Raw genomic sequence first — 16,392 nt, 5'->3', positions numbered from 1 at the left:
ACGCCGCGGCGGGCCGTTGGCATTGTCGTCGGCGCACTCTGGAGCAGCGCAGGATTGTGCGGAGAGCACAATGGCGACCAGACTGGCCCCAACGCCGTGCGATATGCCACGAGACAGACACGCGACATCGGTGGGACGACGGAGGAGACCACGTGCTCGACCTCGACACACTGGTCGGTGCGCTCGGCGGTGGCCTACTGCGGTTGCTTGTCGCCGCGCCGAGTGCCCAGGTCGACGAGGTCGTCATCGCCGAGCCGGGAGACGCCGTGCGGGACCTGACCGGCGACCTCGTCTTCGGCGCCGGCGTGACTCATGCCGCGGCCGCGGTCGAGCTGGTCGAGCGCGCCGGCAGGGGCGGGGCGGCGGGCGTCGTCCTGCGTCGGGGGCCGGCCCGCGCACGAGGGGTGCGCACGACCGCACGCCGACACGCGGTCGCCCTTCTCGAGCTCGACGACACCGTCTCCCTCGTCCATGTCATCGGTCTGGTCCGCGGCATCCTCGACCAGTCGGCGATGCCCGGCCTGGAACGCCCGGACGTCGGGGGGTACAGCGACCTGTTGGCGTTCGCCGACGCTGCCGCAGCCCTGGTGGACGCGCCGGTGACGATCGAGGATGCGCAGTCACGGGTCCTCGCCCACAGCGCCCGTCAGGACGTCACTGACGCGGCCCGGGTCTCGACGATCGTCGGCCGCCGCGTTCCCGCCCCCCTCATCGCGGACATGAGGTCCCGCGGAGTGTTCCGGAAGTTGGCGCGGTCCGCCGAACCCTTCATGGTCGCTCCAGGCCCGGGACAGGAGATGCCTCGATTCGTGGTGCCGGTGCGCGCCGGCGGTGAGTGGCTGGGCTCGATCTGGGCGGTGGTCGCGCAGCCGCCTTCCGCTGCCACCGTTCTCGAGCTGCGGCAGGCGGCAACCGTGGTGGCGCTGCACCTCATCCGACTGCGTGCACTGACCGACCTCGGCCGGAGGATCACGGCGGACCGGGTCCGCGGGCTGCTCATGGGAGGGCCCCCCTCCACAGCCTCCACGTCGTGGTTGCCCCCGGGGCCCTGGAGGGTGGTCGCGCTCAGCCGCCGAACCGCCATGTCCGCAGACGACCTCGGGGCCGATCTCGACCTGTGGGAGTCGGTTCTGCGCCGGTGGGGGTGGCGGCAACCGCTCGTGGCCGACCTGGACGACCATGTCTTCGTGGTGGTGCAGGCCGACGGCGACGGTCCGGGCTCTTGGCGCTGGCTCGCGTCCCAGGTGCGCTCGCCCCAGCCGGCCATGGAGTCGGGTGTCCGGGCCTGCGCCGGATCCGAGGTCGGCTCTCCGGCCGAGCTGGTTGACTCGAGGGCCGCAGCGGCCGAGCTCGGGTCACTTGCGGACGTGGACGACGTCACAGCCACGGTCGAGGATCGTTGGGTGAGTCTGGCTGCGGCGCGGGCGGTCTCGGCACTTGGAGCGCCTGACCGGTTCGGTGGACCGGTTCCGGCCCTGCGGGAGCACGATGGCCGCCTGAGTGCCAGGAGGTCGGCATACCTGCCGTCGCTGGCGGCCTGGCTCGACCACCCGGGCGAACCAGGCGCGGCAGCGCAGGCGTTGGGGGTGCACGTCAACACGTTGCGGCACCGCATGGTCAGGATGAGCGAGGTGGCCGACCTGCCGCTGCACGACCCCACCGCCCGCACCGTGTTGCGCCTCCAGCTCGCGGCCCTCGGTTACTGAGCCGGCGGCTACGTCAGGTCACTCGACCCAGAGGTTGTCGTGTTGTTGCATGAACTCGTCACGCTCGGCATCGGTCATCGTCTCGCCGGCGGCGAGGCGGGCCAGCCCCTCGAAGTACGGCTCGCGAGATGCCCCCGGAGCGAAGTGGAGCAGCATGGACGCGGGCTCGTCGGCGCGATGCTTGAATCCGTGCAGCCCCCCGGCCGGCACATGGACGTAGTCACCAGGTCGGGTGGTCACCCACTCGCGCCCGGAGTAGATCTCGACCTCGCCGGACAGGATGTAGAACGACTCGGTCATGGTCCGGTGGAAGTGCGGGTCCGGTCCGGACACCCCCTGAGCGAACTCCCAGCGGTAGAGCCCGAACAGGCCCCCGGTCGAGGCACCCGTCGAGAGGTAGTGCACGCGGCCGCCGTTCGGGTAGACGAGCTCGGGTGTGGCGGCGTCGGGCCGGATGACGGCGCTGACCTCACCGGTGTCGCCGTGGTAGATCGGTGGTGGGTACGACATGTTTCCTGCCTAGCAGAGACCGGTATGCAGCGTCAGCCCCGAACGTCACTCGTCGTGACGCCTGCCTAGGCTGGGTAGATGGACTACGGGCAGGAGCTGAGGTTCGGGCTGTTCCCCTCACCGGACGCCGCCGACCCGCAACACGTCCTGCTGCTGGCCCAGCTCGCCGAGGTGAGCGGTCTCGACCTCGTCACGGTGCAGGACCACCCCTACCAGGCGCGGCACCTCGACGCCTGGACACTGCTGTCGGTCATCGCCGCCCGCAGCTCATCGCTCCGGGTCGCGCTCAACGTCGCGAACCTGCCGCTGCGCCCACCTGTGGTCCTCGCGCGCAGCATCGCGACCCTCGACCTGCTGAGCGGTGGGCGCGCCGAGCTCGGCCTTGGCGCCGGAGCGTTCTGGGACGCGATCGTGGCCGCCGGTGGGCGGCGGCTCACCCCCGCGCAGAGCGTGGACGCGTTGCGTGAAGGCATCGAGGTGATCCGCGGCGTCTGGCAGCCCACCGGCTCGCCCACGGTCCGCGTCGAGGGTTCGCACTACCAGGTCGTCGGTCTCCACCCCGGCCCGGAGCCGGCGCACCCCGTCGAGATCTGGCTCGGCGCATACAAGCCGCGCATGCTGCGACTCACCGGCCGGTGTGCCGACGGCTGGCTCCCGAGCATGGGGTACGCCGACCCCGAGGTGCTTGCGGGGATGAACGAGGTCATCGACACGGCGGCTCGTGACGCCGGCCGCGACCCGGCGTCGGTGCGTCGGCTCTACAACGTCAACGGCCGGTTCAGCCGGGTCCGCGGCGGGAGTGGGCTGTCCGGGACACCCGCGGAGTGGGCCGAACAGCTCGCCGAGCTGGCCGTGGCCCTGGGGATGAGCACGTTCATCCTCGGGACCGACGACGTCGACGCGGTACGCGTGTTCGGCGAGGAGGTCGCCCCCCGGGTTCGCGACCTCGTCGACATCGCCCGCGCCGCGCCGCGGGTGGGCGCAGACTCAGCCGACGACGAGCGGGAGGGGGTCGTTCTCCAGTCGCCGGAACCCGTTGCCACACAAACAAACCCGCTACTCGATGTCCGAGTCACATCGGATGACGGCATGCGGCTGTCGGACCAGGCCGCGTGGGACGAGTCGACCCGCCCCCGGTTTCCGGCACCGGCGCAGTTCGCCTACACGGCCCAGCAGCAGGCGGCACCGCAACATCTGGTCGACGTCCACGACGGGCTGCGCTCGGAGCTCGAACGGCTGCGCGACATCGTGCGGCAGGTCGCCGAAGGCCAGGTGTCGATCGGTTCGGCGCGGTCCGCGATCAACCGGATGACGTTGCGACAGAACAACTGGACGCTCGGCGCCTACTGTGAGCAGTACTGCCGCGTCGTCACCGGACATCATTCACTCGAGGACGCCAGCGTGTTTCCACACCTGCGGCGGGTAGCCGGCGCAGGTCCGGTGCTCGACCGCCTGTCGCAGGAGCACGAGGTCATCCACGAGCTGCTGGAAGCCCTCGACCGGGCGTTGGTCACCCTGGTCGTCGAGGCCAGTGACGGGTCCGCCGGCGGAGCGGGCATCCGGCAGCTGCAGGAGGTGCTCGACCTCGTCACCGACGCCCTCCTGTCACACCTGTCCTACGAGGAGCGCGAGCTCCTCCACCCGCTGGCCCAAGCCGGTTTCTACTGAGGGCGCTCCATCGCGTCGGCAACCGCCTCCGCACAGCGGTCGTCGCTCGCGCGCAACCCGGCCACCACACCGGCCTGGTCGGCTTCGGACCGGTTCTGGCTCAGCTTCGCCTTGGCCTGGACGTCGGTGACCTGCATCGAGATCCCGACGATGGCGCGCAGCTGCCCGTCGACATAGCGAGCCGGCGCGTCACCCACAGTCCAGGGCTCGTCGTCTCCTGACGACCGTTCCTCGTGGTGGTCCGTCAGCCGGGTCACGGCCGTGCGCAGCCACTGCGGGTCGTCGTGCACGCGTACCGGGCCGCTGAGATGCACCGCCGAGTAGTTCCAGGTCGGCACCACCCGGCCGTGCTCGCGTTTCGAGGGATACCAGCGCGGCGAGACGTAGGCGTCGGGGCCGGTGACGACGAGGAGGCCCGGCGACCCGTCGACAACCCGCTGCCAGTGCGCGTTGGCACGAGCGAGGTGCGCGACGACCTCGTCGCCCTCCCACAGGATGGGCAGCAGCGTCGCGTCGGGGACGCCGTCTGAACCGACGGTCACCAGCAGCGCGACGTGGACGGCAGCGACCAGCGCCCGAACCTCGGCCAGCTGGTCGTCGGCGGGCATCGCGAACGTGCGGGGGATGTACACCGAGCCCTCAGGGGTTCCCGGCCAGCAAGCTAAATGCGGCGAGCAGGATCATCGCGACGGTCGTCAGGGTCAGGAGCGGCGATCTGGCCGCGACGTCACTCATGCTAGTGATGCTCTCAGGATCGTCACAGCGCGCTCCACGGCTGTTCATCCAGCACCGGCAGCTCGACGAAGTCGTGGCAGCCCATGATCGGCAACATCTGGCGCGGTGGGCTGGGCATCCGCCGCAGTCCCTCCGCCTCGGTCAGGGACACCGGCGCGCCGAGCGTCAGCAGGTTCGGGCCGAGGTGCATCCGACAACCGCCGGCCGCCCGGATGTTGCGCAGCCAGTCGACGTCCGGGCCGTAGGTGAGCGCGATGGTCACGGCGTCGCCGGCCGAGCTGCGAAACGCCATGATCGGGGTCCGGAACGTCCGGCCCGACTTCCGGCCCACGTGCTCGATCTCGACGAACCAGCCGTGCCCGGCAAGCCGTCGGAGCACCGGGTTGAGCACCCGCTTGTTGAAACCGGTCACGGCCGTGGGGACAGGCATACCGGGCATGCTCCCACTGCCAGCGCATCCGTGGGAGGGTCCGCGCCGAACACTGGTCATGACTGACCTCCGCACCCGACCCGCCTCTGCCGCGGCGCATGTTCCCGCGACACGCAAGGTGGCATATGCCGCGTGCGGAGTCCTGGCCGCCGTCGCCGGCATCGCCGTCGGCCACCTGGTGGCCGGCGTCGTCAACCCGGCTGCCTCCCCCGTCCTGTCTGTCGGCTCGGTCGTCATCGACCTGACGCCGACGCCGGTCAAGGAGCTCGTCATCGCCAAGGTCGGCACGGCCGACAAGGCGATCCTGCTCGCCAGCGTCTCCCTGGTGACTTTGGCGCTCGCCGCGCTCGCCGGGCTGCTCACCCGCCGCCGCAAGGTCGTCGGGATCGGCATGGTCCTCCTGCTCGTCCTCGCCTCCGGCGCGGCTGCGATGACCCGCCCCACGGCCTCACTTCGGGACCTCGTCCCGGCGATCGGGACCGGGCTGGTCGGTGTCGCCGTCCTGCTCTGGCTGACCCGGCTCCTCGGCTCCTCACGCTCTGCATCGGGGACGCCCCCCACGGGCAGCTCCCGACGCGGGTTCCTCATCGGCGCTGCCGGTGTGACCGCCGGCGCCGTCGTGAGCGGCGCTCTGGGGCAACGGCTCGCCGACGCCTCGGTGGACTCCTCCGACATCGCGCTGCCGACCCCCGCCAGCCCAGCCGCTCCGCTGCCGAAGGGCGTCGAGTCGACCACCCAGGGCATCTCACCGTTCCAGACCCCGGTCGAGAGCTTCTACCGCGTGGACACCAACCTCACGGTGCCCAAAGTGCCCAAGGACACCTGGACGCTCGAGGTCGACGGGGACGTCTCCAACACGCTCTCCATCAGCTACGACGACCTTCTGAAGATGCCGATGATCGAGCGCGACATCACCATGACCTGCGTCTCCAACGAGGTCGGCGGCGGCTACGTCGGCGCTGGTCGTTGGCTCGGCGTCCGGGTGACCGACATCCTCGCGCGCGCCGGAGTGGGCACCTCCTCCGACCAGCTGCTCAGCACCGCGGTCGACGGCTTCACGATCAGCACGCCGCTCGCGGTGGTCCGCGACGGACGCGACGCGATGGTCGCTATCGCCCTCAACGGCAAACCGCTGACCGAGGCTCACGGCTTCCCGGCCCGCCTGATCACGCCCGGGCTCTACGGGTTTGTCGGGGCGACCAAGTGGCTCACCAAGCTGACCTTGACCACGTATGCCGCGCAGCAGTCCTACTGGACCCAGCGGCAGTGGGCGACCGACGCCCCGATCAAGACCTCCGCGCGCATCGACACCCCAGCGCCCCTGTCCACGATCCCGGCGGGCAAGTCCGTCATCGGCGGCGTGGCCTGGGCGCAGCACCGGGGGGTCGGCAAGGTCGAGGTCCAGATCGACGGTGGGGCCTGGCAACCCACCCAGCTGGGTCCGGACGCCGGCGTCGACTACTGGCGTCAGTGGTACCTGCCCTGGGACGCGACCTCGGGGCAGCACTCCGTCGCGGTGCGCGCCACCGACCTCGAGGGACAGGTCCAGGCCGACCAGCGTGTGACGCCGTTCCCTAACGGTTCCAGCGGCATACAGCAGGTCGTCGTTCTCGTCTCGTGACCAGAACGCCGGTTGTTCACAGCAATCCGGGCTTACAGCAGCAACGAATACCTATTACAAGAGGCGCTGACAAGAAAAAGCGCCACCCACCAGCTCCACCACCAGCACCACCACCACTATGCAGGGGAGAACCACCATCATGAACGCCAAGCGCACCTACGCTCTCGTGGCACTCGCTGCCGCGCTGCCGATCAGCCTCGCGGCCTGCGGATCCACCACGACGAACGCCTCACCGGGTGCGGCCGCCGCCCCCAGCACCTCCTCCGCGGCCCCGAGCACCTCGTCCGCCGCGCCTTCCACGGCCGCTGACGCGATGGCCAAGCCCTTCGGCGCCGGTTGCGCCGCTGTGCCCGCCGACGGCAAGGGTTCCTTCAACGGCATGGCCACCGACCCGGTCGCCACTGCCGCCAGCCACAACCCGCTCCTGTCCACGCTGGTCACCGCGGTCGGCGCTGCCGGCCTGGGCGACACGCTGAACTCCGCTCCGGCCATCACGGTCTTCGCGCCCACCAACGACGCGTTCGCCAAGATCCCCGCGGACACGCTGAAGTCGGTCCTGGCGGACAAGCCCACCCTGACCAAGATCCTCACCAACCACGTCATCGCGGGCAAGCTGTCTCCGGACCAGCTCGCGGGTGACCACAAGACGCTCGCCGGCACCACCTTGACCGTCAAGGGCTCGGGCGAGGCCTTCACGGTCGGCAAGGACAACGCCAACGTCATCTGCGGCAACGTCCAGACCGCCAACGCGACGGTCTACATCGTCGACGGCGTGCTGATGCCCTGAGATCGTCGATGACCGGTTTCACACCGGCCCGACGAGTTCGACCACCCCGTCCGATCCGGATCCAATCCGGATCGGACGCGGTGCCGAACACCAGTACCGGCAAGCTGTCCCCACCGGTACCACGACAACAAATAGGCATCCTTTCGATGAAGCAGCAGAATGTTCGACATGGCTGAGCTTCGGGTAGTCCCCTCCGGCGATAATCCGCCGGAGGACCTTGACCCCAACACTCGGTTCTCGAACCTGCTCCGACAGTCGTCGTGGGGCGACGAGAGCGCGTTCGCGCAGCTCTACGACGCCGTCGCCCCACGGCTCTACGGTCTGGTCCTTCGAGTCGTCCGCGACCCGGCCCAGTCCGAGGAGGTCACACAAGAGGCCTTCCTCGAGATCTGGAAGACCTCGACCAGGTTCGACCCCGCACTCGGCAGCGCACTCGGCTGGATGATGACCATCACCCACCGAAAAGCAGTAGACCGCGTGCGGTCCGCGGAGGCCGCCGGCCGTCGCGACAACAGCTATCACGAGGCGAACCAGGACGTGGACTACGACACCACTGCCGAAGCCGTCACCGCCTCCCTCGAGGCAGAGCGGGTGCGACGGGCACTGCAGACGCTGACCCCAGCGCAACGCAGCGCTGTCGAGCTTGCGTTCTTCGGGGGATACACACATACGGAGGTGGCATCGATGCTCGGACTCCCACTCGGGACGGCAAAGACGCGCATCCGTGATGGATTGATTCGGCTCCGCGACACGTTGGGGATGAATACATGAACGACGACATCCACATGCTGTCGGGCGCTTACGCGATCGACGCCGTCGACGACATCGAGCGCGCTCAGTTCGAGCGCCACCTCGAGGTCTGCGAGGAGTGCCGCGAGGAGGTCGACAGCCTGCGTGGCGCGGCCACCCAGCTCTCGCTCCTGTTGCAGACCACACCCCCGGAGCGGATGCGCGAGCAGGTTCTGCAGAGCATCGCGGCGGTCCGTCCGCTGCCCCCTCGGGTCAGCCAGGAAGCCGGCGACCGGATCGAGGCCACCAGCCGAGACCGAGCCGGTATGCGGTCGGACTCGGCGCAGCTCGGGCCCGCCTCCGAGCTAGAGCGGCGTCGCGCACAGCGGCATGCAGCTCCCCGTCGTCGGTCGGCCTCGCGCTGGCTTGTCGCCGCAGCGGCTGTGGTCGCCATCGGTGGCGGTGCCACGGTGGCGCTGCACCCGTGGGACCGGCAGTCGCAGAGCCAGCTGACCGTCGCGCAGAGTGTCATCCAGGCGCCCGATGCGCAGCGGGTCGACCAGACCCTTGCCGACGGGGCGACCACCTCGGTGGTGCGTTCCAAGTCGGTCGGCAAGGCGGTCCTCGTGGCCAACAACCTGCCTGCCGCACCGGACGGCAAGGTCTACCAGCTGTGGCTGCAGAACCCGCAGGGCGCTTTTGTCTCCGCCGGGTTCGTGCCACCCCGCGCCGGTGGCAGCACCGAGACGGTTGTGCTGCAGGGTGATGCCGTCAACGCGGCGGGTGCCGGTATCTCGGTAGAGCCGTCCGGCGGGTCCCTCCAGCCGACCAGCACGCCGATCGCGCTCTACGCGTTCGCCTGACCCTGAGCACGCCGTACGGCCCTGCCCTCCGCCGACCGGACTGACGAAACCCCCGGTTCCGACGCCATGTGTGGCATAGGAACCGGGGGTTTCCTGAGTCCGGACCAACCATGCTGTGAGTTCGCTGTTGGTGAGGGTGACGACACATCCGTGGGCCGAATCGGGACGAACTACTACCGACAGACCACGCGCGATCTCCGGCATTCCGGACTCAACAAAGGACCCTTCCTCATGTCTCAGCACGCCAGCCCATCCCCTCTACGGCGGGTCGCCGTCGTCGGGTCCGGCGTGGCTGGGCTCACCGCGGCGCACGTGCTGGCCAAGCAGTGCCACGTCACGCTGTATGAGGCAGCCCCTCGCCTCGGCGGGCACGCGGACACCCACGAGGTCACCGTCGGCGGCCAGGTCGTCAACGTAGACACCGGTTTCATCGTCCACAACGACCGCACCTACCCCACCCTGCTGCGCCTCTTCGACGAGCTGGGCGTGCAGACCCAGGACTCGGACATGAGCATGTCCATCCGCGACGATGACGCCGGCCTCGAGTATGCCGGTGCGCGTGGTCTGCGGGGCCTGTTCCCGGTCGCTCGAAACCTGCGCAACCGGGACTACCTGCGCATGCTCGGCGAGGTGCGCAGGTTCCACGCGCAGGCGCGGAAGCTGCTCGCCGCCAAGCCCGAAGGGGCAGCCGAGAACTTGCCGGACCACGACCCCGCAGCCGTGGAGACGGTGCGCGACTTCGTCGGCCGCGGGGGTTTCAGCGACTACTTCCAGACCTACTTCCTGGCGCCCCTTGTCGCCGCCGTCTGGTCCTGTGACCCAGCCGTCGCGCTCGACTACCCCGCGCGCTACCTCTTCACCTTCCTCGACCACCACGGCATGCTGACGGTCTTCGGTTCGCCGACCTGGCGCACCGTCACGTCCGGCTCCGCGCGGTACGTCGAGCGGGTGGCCGCTGGGATCCAGGACATCCGTCTGGGGCACCGCGTGACCTCAGTGACCGAGGCCACGGACGGGGTTCACGTCATCGGCGGGAGCGGCGCGACCGAGACCTTCGACGCGGTCGTCCTCGCAGCGCACCCGCACCAGAGCCTGGCCATGCTTGCCAACCCGACCGAGCTCCAGTCAGAGGTGCTGGGCGCGATCCACTACTCGCCCAACGTCGCTCAGCTGCACACCGACGAGTCCGTTCTCCCGCGTAGCAGCGCCGCCCGGGCGTCCTGGAACTACTGGCGGCGTCCTGGCGGCGACGAGCACGCGAGCGTCCTCGTCTCCTACGACATCAGCCGGCTGATGCGGCTCGACGTCACGGACCGTCGTTTCATCGTCACCCTCGGTGGCGAGGACCGCGTCGACCCCTCGACTGTGATCGACACGATGCACTACGAGCACCCGCTCTACACGCCCGAATCGGTTGCCGCCCAGGCGAGGCTGCCCCAGATCATCACGACGCGAGTCGCCTTCGCCGGCGCCTACCACGGGTGGGGGTTCCACGAGGACGGCGCGAAGTCAGGACTCGTCGCGGCTCAACATCTCGGCGTGGACTGGCTGGACCGGGCGTCCAGCCAGACGCGAGTCGAAGGTCGCGCCGATATCGGCCCCGAGCTCCTGAGTAAACCGGAGTCCCAGACCGCGCCGATCGCCGTCGGGTCATGAGCTCGGCCACCGGCGTCCCCTCGACGGCGCGCCTGTACGAGACGACGGTCCGGCACGTCCGAACCTCGCCGCTGAAGCACGACTTCGTCCACCACAGCTACTCGTGGTTCGTCGACCTTGACGACCTGCCTCGTCTGGGATGGCTGTCTCCGTTGGCCCGTTTCGAGGCGCGCGATCATCTGGGTTCGCCTGACGCCACGCTGCGCGAGAACCTCGACGTCTTCCTCGCGACCCGCGGCGTGGACCTGCGGGGAGGTCGGATCACGATGCTGGCCAGCGCTCGGGTGCTCGGCTACACCTTCAACCCCATCTCCGTCTTCTGGTGCTACCGCAGCGATGTCGACGCTGACGGCGAACTCGAGTGCGTCGTCGTCGAGGTGCACAACACCTACGGCGAGCGACACGCATACCTCGTTCGCACCGACCTCAGCGCGCGGGCCAGCACCGACAAGGCGCTCTACGTCAGCCCGTTCAACGACGTCTCAGGCTCCTACGAGCTGCTGCTGCCCGAACCCCACGACCGCGCGCAGGTCTCCGTCACGCTCAAGCGTCCCGGCGCGACTCCGTTCGTCGCAACGCTGAACGGGCACGCCCGACCGATGACCCGGGCCACCGTGCTGCGCACGGCGCTTCGGCACCCCTTCGAACCCCTGGTCGTCACGGCCAAGATCCGCTGGCACGGCATCCAACTGTGGATGCGCCGGCTCCCCATCCAACCCCGACCGACCCACCGACACCAAGAGGCAGTCCGATGACCACCTTCATCTCACCCGAGCTCCACTCCGGACTCGACACCAGCCACTGGCCGGACCTGGGCCGGATGCCCGGCGCCCTCAAGCGCAACGTGCATGCCCGGGTCGCCCGACGGCTGTTCGACAGCGTCGTGGCCCGGCTCGACGTCCGTGTCGAGCTGCCCGACGGCACCGTAGTCGGTCGCGCCGCACACGTACCCAGCGCCCCGGTCATGGTGCTGCACCACCCCGACCGGTTCATCTCTCGCCTCGGCGCGGCCGGTCTCATCGGGTTCGGCGAGTCGTACATGGCCGGAGACTGGGACTCACCGGACCTCGGCCGGGTCCTGTCGGTCTTTGCCGAGCGGATGGCCAACCTGGTGCCCCAGCCGCTGCAGAAGCTGCGCGCGCTGTATGTCGCGCGGCACCCCAGTAGCGAGATCAACACCACGAAGAACACGCGCTCCAACATCTCACGCCACTACGACTTGTCCAACGAGATGTTCGAACAGTTCCTCGACCCGACGATGAGCTATTCCTCGGCGCTGTTCGACAACGCCGTGTCCGTTCGACCCTCGTGGGACGACCTCGCTCCCGCGCAGGATCGCAAGATCGACCGGCTCCTCGACGGCGCCGGGGTCGGCGAAGGCAGCCGCGTCCTCGAAATCGGCACCGGCTGGGGCGAGCTCGCCATCCGGGCGGCTCGCCGCGGTGCCATCGTCCGTAGTGTCACGCTCTCGCAGGAGCAGCAAGTGTTGGCCCAACGTCGGGTTCGCGAGGCGGGGTTCGAGGACTCGGTCACCGTCGACCTGCTCGACTACCGCGCCGTGGATGGCCAGTACGACGCCATCGTCTCCGTCGAGATGATCGAAGCGGTCGGGTACGACTACTGGCCCACCTACTTCGAGACGATCGACCAGCACCTCGCTCCCGGCGGGAAAGTCGCGATCCAGGCGATCACCATGCCGCACGACCGGATGCTCGCCACCCGCAACACCTATACCTGGGTGCACAAGTACATCTTTCCCGGCGGCTTCCTACCGTCCACCGAGGCGATCGACCAGGTGACGCGCGCGCACACGACGTTGCGGGTCGCCGACCGCCTCTCGATGGGGCAGAGCTACGCCCAGACCCTGCGCCTGTGGGACGAGCGTTTCGCCAGCCACGCCGCGGAGGTCGGTCGGCTCGGCTTCGACGCGGTCTTCCGTCGGATGTGGCACTTCTACCTCGAGTACTCGCGGGCCGGCTTCACCTCGGGCTACCTCGACGTCCAGCAGTTCGTACTCCAGCGTGAGGACAACCGATGACTCTCCTCGACGAGACCCAGCCCCAGACCCCGGCCCAGCATCCTCAGACGACGCATCCTCAGACGACGCGGCAGGTCGAGGGCGTGGCGACGAAGCTCGCGGCCGCCCTTCGTCCGGTGGTCGGCGGCGACCTGCCGGTGCGTCTGACCGCCTGGGACGGCAGCGTCGCAGGGTCGCTCGAGGACCCCGACGCGCCGTCGGTCACCCTCCGCACGCCCGACGCACTCCGCCGAATCCTTTGGCGCCCGGGCGAGCTCGGGGCGGCACAGGCATACGTCACCGGCGAGCTCGACGTCGAGGGCGACCTCGACGCCGCCCTCACCCACGTGTGGCAGGTCTCCGCGGCTCGCGGGCTGACCGGCATCCGGCCGAACCCGGCCGCACTCGCCGGCCTCCTGCGGGTCGTCCGCGAGATCGGTGCGCTCGGCGCCCCGCCCGGAGCACCGGACAGCCAGGCCGTGCTGCGTGGGCGACTGCACAGCCACCGCCGCGACCGTGACGCGATCCACCACCATTACGACCTGTCGAACGACTTCTACTCCCTGATCCTCGACCCACACATGGCTTACTCGTGCGGCTACTGGCGGTCTGAGGACCCGTCGTACACCGTCGAGGACTCCCAGCGCGACAAGCTCGACCTCGTCTGCCGCAAGGTCGGCCTGGGCCGGGAGGGCATGCGGTTCCTCGACATCGGCTGCGGCTGGGGTTCGCTCAGCCTGTATGCCGCCGAGCACTTCGGCGCCCAGGTCACCGGAGTGACCATCGCCGCCGAGCAGAAGCGGTTCATCGACCAGCGGATCCGCGAGCGCGGGCTGCAGGACCGGGTCGAGATCCGGCTGCAGGACTACCGCGAGATCGTCGGAGGTCCGTTCGACGCTGTCGCCTCTCTCGAGATGGGCGAGCACGTTGGTCAGAAGAACTACGCGACTTATGTGAAAGCATTGCGCGACAACGTGGTTCCCGGTGGGCGGGTGCTCGTCCAGCAGATGTCCCGTCGCGGTCGCTTCCCCGGCGGCGGCCCGTTCATCGAGTCGTTCATCGCCCCCGACATGCACATGCGCCCCGTCGGGGAGACGGTGGGCTTCATCGAGGACGGCGGTCTCGAGGTGCGCGACGTCCACGCGATGCGCGAGCACTATGTGCGCACCGTGCAGGCCTGGCACGAGACGTTCGAGGCCAACTGGAACACGGCCGTCTCCCTGGTGGGCGAGGAGGTCGCGCGGGTCTGGCGGCTCTACCTCGTCGGTGGCGCGATGGCGTTCCGGGACGGCCGGATGGGGGTCGACCAGATCCTCGCAGTCCGGCCAGGAGCGCACGGCGGCGAGTCGGGTCAGCCGTGGGTGCGACCGTCCGAGTGGTCCTGACCGGACCATGGATCCGCTCGTGAAAGAGTCGGGGATGACCGACATCGGCTTCTCGCTATCGAACTTCCTGTTCGTCAGCGGTGTCTCGCTCCTCGTGGTGCTCATCCTCATGACGGTGACGGCGCTCATCGGACGGCGCCAGGGTCGGGTCAGTGTTGTCGACACGGCGTGGGGCATCGGCTTCCTCGTCGTCGCGGTGGTCGCGGGCTCCGTCGGGACCGGTGTGTTGTGGCGGCGCCTGTTGCTCACGGCTCTCGTCGCGGTGTGGGCTGGGCGGCTGGCCCGGCACATGCACACCCGTAACAAGGGCAAGGGTGAGGACCCCCGCTACCAGAAGATGCTGGCGGACCAACCGGGCGACCCGTTCCTCGTGGCGATCCGCAAGGTCTACCTCGTGCAGGGCGCGGCGGTCTGGTTCGTCTCGCTGCCCATCCAGGTGAGTGCTGCCTCGGGCGGCGGGATGTGGTGGGTCGCGGTGGTCGGCGCCATGGTCTGGGGCCTCGGCGTGATCTTCGAGAGTGTCGGGGACGCCCAGCTCGCGGCGTTCAAGGCGGACCCGTCCAACAAGGGCACGATCATGGACCGCGGTCTGTGGTCGTGGACCCGGCACCCCAACTACTTCGGCGACTCGTCGGTCTGGTGGGGGCTGTGGCTCGTCGCGGCCAGTGCCTGGCCGGGTGTGCTCACGGTGCTGTCACCGGTGGTGATGACGTACTTCCTCGTGTTCGCGACCGGCGCTCGACTGCTCGAGTCACAGATGTCCGAGCGCCCGGGCTATCCCGAGTACCAGCAGCGGACCAGCTACTTCATCCCGCGGCCCCCGAAGAGCCGAAGCGGCGCCTCCTAGATTTCCCGACCGGGCTCACGTTCTTGTGGGTTTTCAGGTCGTCGGAGGGTCCGAAACCGGTGAAGAGATGAGTGTGGTGCCGGCGGACGCGCTTGGGCCTTCACCACGTTGATCAGTCCCGGATCGCTGTTCTCGACCGAAGGGTGGACGGCGACCTTCCGCGCGTACGCCGGTGGGTCCTCGCCGGGGTCGACGTGCTCGAGGACCTGAGCGCGTTCGTCGCGGCACACCTGACGGGGGGCGCCGCGGGGCTGGTCGGACGGGTGACCGGAGGCGCGGCGACCGCCAAGCTGGTCCTGCTCCTGCCGGTAGGCGTACTGGCGGTCCGGACCCTGGCGAAACCGGCGGTCCGCAGGGTCGTCGGCTCATGGCTGCGGGGTTTCTACACGCAGCGGTTCTCCATCCTCGCGGTGCTGCCGATCGCCCTGCTCAGCATCCCGGCGGGCTCGGACCTGCTCGACCAGCTGCCCGACGTGCAGCGCCGGTGGGTCGCCGACGCCCAGCGGGCGCGTCACGCAGCGTTCGCCGTCCTCGTCGTCGCTGTGGTCACCCTCGGTGTCCTGCTGCTCGGTCGGCTGCGATCCGGGGAGATGTGGCGACGCACCGGCGTCTCGGTCGAGAACGAGGGTCTCGCGGTGCTGCGCCTCGGGCTGGCGGCGCCGGCCGTGATCGTGCTTGGACTCGTCGTCGTCGCGCTGCGCCGAGGCGGGTTGCCCTGGAGCATGCCGGGACTGGAAGGGCTGCGCCTGCTCTTGTTCCTCGCCGTCCCGCTCGGCATCATCGCGCTGTCGGCACTGATCCGCCAGCAGCTACAGGTTGGTCAGCATGCCAACGAGCCCACTTGGTGGAGAAAGCATTTCGAGGTCCGCCCACACCGCGTGCCCAGCGACGAGGAGAAGCTCACGACGGTGCTGGCCGGCGACATCATGACCGCCGTCTCGGTGGTAGTCGCGACGCTCGGGCTGGTGCGATCTTTCACTGCGGTGGCGGCACGGGAGCGGTCGGCCTCGAGGGCGGGTCCGCCTGGGCCGTGCCCGCGCTCGTCGTGGGGGTCGGGTTGGCGTTGGCTTCGGGCCCCTGACCAGGTGGGTCGCTGCTCGGCTGACCGACGAGACGCTCGTCGGCGGCGTCCACACAGACCGCTCACCGTGGGCGAAGCTCAAGGCCACACTCACGCCGTCGGTCCAGGTTCCTGCACGGCTTTGGCTGCGGCTGGGCGTGCTCGCCGTCGGGGTTATCGGCACCTCCTTTTTGGCGCTGCTCGCGGCCACCGCAACAAGCGGAGCTCGGCGACACGGCGAGCGCGGTCCCCTCGGTGACGGCCAACGGCTCGCTGGCCGACGCCATCCGCCTGGCCCGCCCCGACCCGTGAGCGACAACCCGACCCCACGCCCATCCCCGACTGCTCCGCCTCGACAACGACAACGACAACGACAAC

15 protein-coding genes are annotated in these 16,392 nt (G+C 69.4%); 12 read left to right on the top strand and 3 right to left on the bottom strand.

What is annotated here, in order from left to right; all coding sequences use genetic code 11:
* Nucleotides 1-152 precede the first annotated feature (152 nt).
* Nucleotides 153-1,706, top strand: a complete 1,554-nt coding sequence (locus ABI385_RS05205; RefSeq protein WP_348102683.1) for a helix-turn-helix domain-containing protein — start codon at nucleotides 153-155, stop codon at nucleotides 1,704-1,706.
* 18 nt (nucleotides 1,707-1,724) lie between these two features.
* On the opposite strand, the gene ABI385_RS05200 is transcribed toward ABI385_RS05205, so the two are convergent.
* Nucleotides 1,725-2,216 carry a cupin domain-containing protein gene (locus ABI385_RS05200; RefSeq protein WP_348102682.1) on the bottom strand — a complete coding sequence of 164 codons (492 nt, stop codon included), beginning with the start codon at nucleotides 2,214-2,216 and terminating at the stop codon, nucleotides 1,725-1,727.
* Between the two features lie 78 nt (nucleotides 2,217-2,294).
* Between ABI385_RS05200 and ABI385_RS05195 the strand changes: the two genes are divergently transcribed.
* A complete protein-coding gene (locus ABI385_RS05195) occupies nucleotides 2,295-3,884 on the top strand; it encodes an LLM class flavin-dependent oxidoreductase (protein WP_348102681.1) in 1,590 nt (529 codons plus the stop codon).
* Here ABI385_RS05195 and ABI385_RS05190 read toward each other — a convergent pair.
* A complete protein-coding gene (locus tag ABI385_RS05190) occupies nucleotides 3,878-4,516 on the bottom strand; it encodes an FMN-binding negative transcriptional regulator (protein ID WP_348102680.1) in 639 nt (212 codons plus the stop codon). The genes ABI385_RS05195 and ABI385_RS05190 overlap by 7 nt on opposite strands.
* Nucleotides 4,517-4,641: 125 nt before the next feature.
* Nucleotides 4,642-5,049, bottom strand: coding sequence for a nitroreductase family deazaflavin-dependent oxidoreductase (locus ABI385_RS05185; protein ID WP_348102679.1), 408 nt, complete (start codon nucleotides 5,047-5,049; stop codon nucleotides 4,642-4,644).
* 58 nt (nucleotides 5,050-5,107) lie between these two features.
* Here ABI385_RS05185 and ABI385_RS05180 point away from each other — a divergent pair, with 58 nt between their 5' ends.
* The 10 genes from ABI385_RS05180 (at nucleotide 5,108) to ABI385_RS05135 (ending at nucleotide 16,273) form a co-directional block, all read left to right on the top strand.
* A complete protein-coding gene (locus ABI385_RS05180) occupies nucleotides 5,108-6,670 on the top strand; it encodes a molybdopterin-dependent oxidoreductase (protein WP_348102678.1) in 1,563 nt (520 codons plus the stop codon).
* Nucleotides 6,671-6,809: 139 nt separating this feature from the next.
* Nucleotides 6,810-7,457: a fasciclin domain-containing protein gene (locus ABI385_RS05175; RefSeq protein ID WP_348102677.1), complete on the top strand. Its 648-nt coding sequence runs from the start codon at nucleotides 6,810-6,812 to the stop codon at nucleotides 7,455-7,457.
* Between the two features lie 168 nt (nucleotides 7,458-7,625).
* Nucleotides 7,626-8,228 carry an ECF RNA polymerase sigma factor SigK gene (gene sigK, locus ABI385_RS05170; protein ID WP_348102676.1) on the top strand — a complete coding sequence of 201 codons (603 nt, stop codon included), beginning with the start codon at nucleotides 7,626-7,628 and terminating at the stop codon, nucleotides 8,226-8,228.
* Nucleotides 8,225-9,049, top strand: coding sequence for an anti-sigma factor (locus ABI385_RS05165; protein ID WP_348102675.1), 825 nt, complete (start codon nucleotides 8,225-8,227; stop codon nucleotides 9,047-9,049). Before sigK ends, ABI385_RS05165 begins: the two co-directional genes overlap by 4 nt.
* Nucleotides 9,050-9,280: 231 nt before the next feature.
* Nucleotides 9,281-10,705 (top strand): FAD-dependent oxidoreductase, encoded by a 1,425-nt coding sequence (locus ABI385_RS05160; RefSeq protein WP_348102674.1) that lies wholly within the window; start codon nucleotides 9,281-9,283, stop codon nucleotides 10,703-10,705.
* Entirely contained in the window at nucleotides 10,702-11,460 is a 759-nt protein-coding gene (locus ABI385_RS05155) for a DUF1365 domain-containing protein (protein ID WP_348102673.1), read from the top strand. Before ABI385_RS05160 ends, ABI385_RS05155 begins: the two co-directional genes overlap by 4 nt.
* Nucleotides 11,457-12,743 carry a class I SAM-dependent methyltransferase gene (locus ABI385_RS05150; RefSeq protein ID WP_348102672.1) on the top strand — a complete coding sequence of 429 codons (1,287 nt, stop codon included), beginning with the start codon at nucleotides 11,457-11,459 and terminating at the stop codon, nucleotides 12,741-12,743. Before ABI385_RS05155 ends, ABI385_RS05150 begins: the two co-directional genes overlap by 4 nt.
* Complete coding sequence (locus ABI385_RS05145; RefSeq protein ID WP_348102671.1) at nucleotides 12,740-14,107, top strand: cyclopropane-fatty-acyl-phospholipid synthase family protein; 1,368 nt, start codon at nucleotides 12,740-12,742, stop codon at nucleotides 14,105-14,107. Before ABI385_RS05150 ends, ABI385_RS05145 begins: the two co-directional genes overlap by 4 nt.
* A gap of 34 nt (nucleotides 14,108-14,141) precedes the next feature.
* Entirely contained in the window at nucleotides 14,142-14,954 is an 813-nt protein-coding gene (locus tag ABI385_RS05140) for a DUF1295 domain-containing protein (RefSeq protein WP_348102670.1), read from the top strand.
* Nucleotides 14,955-15,097: 143 nt separating this feature from the next.
* Nucleotides 15,098-16,273, top strand: coding sequence for a hypothetical protein (locus ABI385_RS05135; RefSeq protein ID WP_348102669.1), 1,176 nt, complete (start codon nucleotides 15,098-15,100; stop codon nucleotides 16,271-16,273).
* The last annotated feature ends 119 nt before the right edge of the window (nucleotides 16,274-16,392 follow it).

Origin of the sequence: Lapillicoccus sp. (assembly GCF_039935575.1) — a bacterium.
In the GTDB taxonomy this organism is placed as follows: Bacteria; Actinomycetota; Actinomycetes; order Actinomycetales; family Dermatophilaceae; genus Lapillicoccus.
This window is presented reverse-complemented; position numbering and strand designations above follow the sequence as displayed.

Coding starts and splice junctions, on each gene's coding strand:
- ABI385_RS05200 (WP_348102682.1), bottom strand. CDS start 2,216: ATGTCGTACCCACCACCGATCTACCACGGCGACACCGGTGAGGTCAGC.
- ABI385_RS05180 (WP_348102678.1), top strand. CDS start 5,108: ATGACTGACCTCCGCACCCGACCCGCCTCTGCCGCGGCGCATGTTCCC.
- ABI385_RS05160 (WP_348102674.1), top strand. CDS start 9,281: ATGTCTCAGCACGCCAGCCCATCCCCTCTACGGCGGGTCGCCGTCGTC.
- ABI385_RS05155 (WP_348102673.1), top strand. CDS start 10,702: ATGAGCTCGGCCACCGGCGTCCCCTCGACGGCGCGCCTGTACGAGACG.
- ABI385_RS05195 (WP_348102681.1), top strand. CDS start 2,295: ATGGACTACGGGCAGGAGCTGAGGTTCGGGCTGTTCCCCTCACCGGAC.
- ABI385_RS05175 (WP_348102677.1), top strand. CDS start 6,810: ATGAACGCCAAGCGCACCTACGCTCTCGTGGCACTCGCTGCCGCGCTG.
- ABI385_RS05165 (WP_348102675.1), top strand. CDS start 8,225: ATGAACGACGACATCCACATGCTGTCGGGCGCTTACGCGATCGACGCC.
- ABI385_RS05145 (WP_348102671.1), top strand. CDS start 12,740: ATGACTCTCCTCGACGAGACCCAGCCCCAGACCCCGGCCCAGCATCCT.
- sigK (WP_348102676.1), top strand. CDS start 7,626: ATGGCTGAGCTTCGGGTAGTCCCCTCCGGCGATAATCCGCCGGAGGAC.
- ABI385_RS05140 (WP_348102670.1), top strand. CDS start 14,142: ATGACCGACATCGGCTTCTCGCTATCGAACTTCCTGTTCGTCAGCGGT.
- ABI385_RS05185 (WP_348102679.1), bottom strand. CDS start 5,049: ATGCCTGTCCCCACGGCCGTGACCGGTTTCAACAAGCGGGTGCTCAAC.
- ABI385_RS05150 (WP_348102672.1), top strand. CDS start 11,457: ATGACCACCTTCATCTCACCCGAGCTCCACTCCGGACTCGACACCAGC.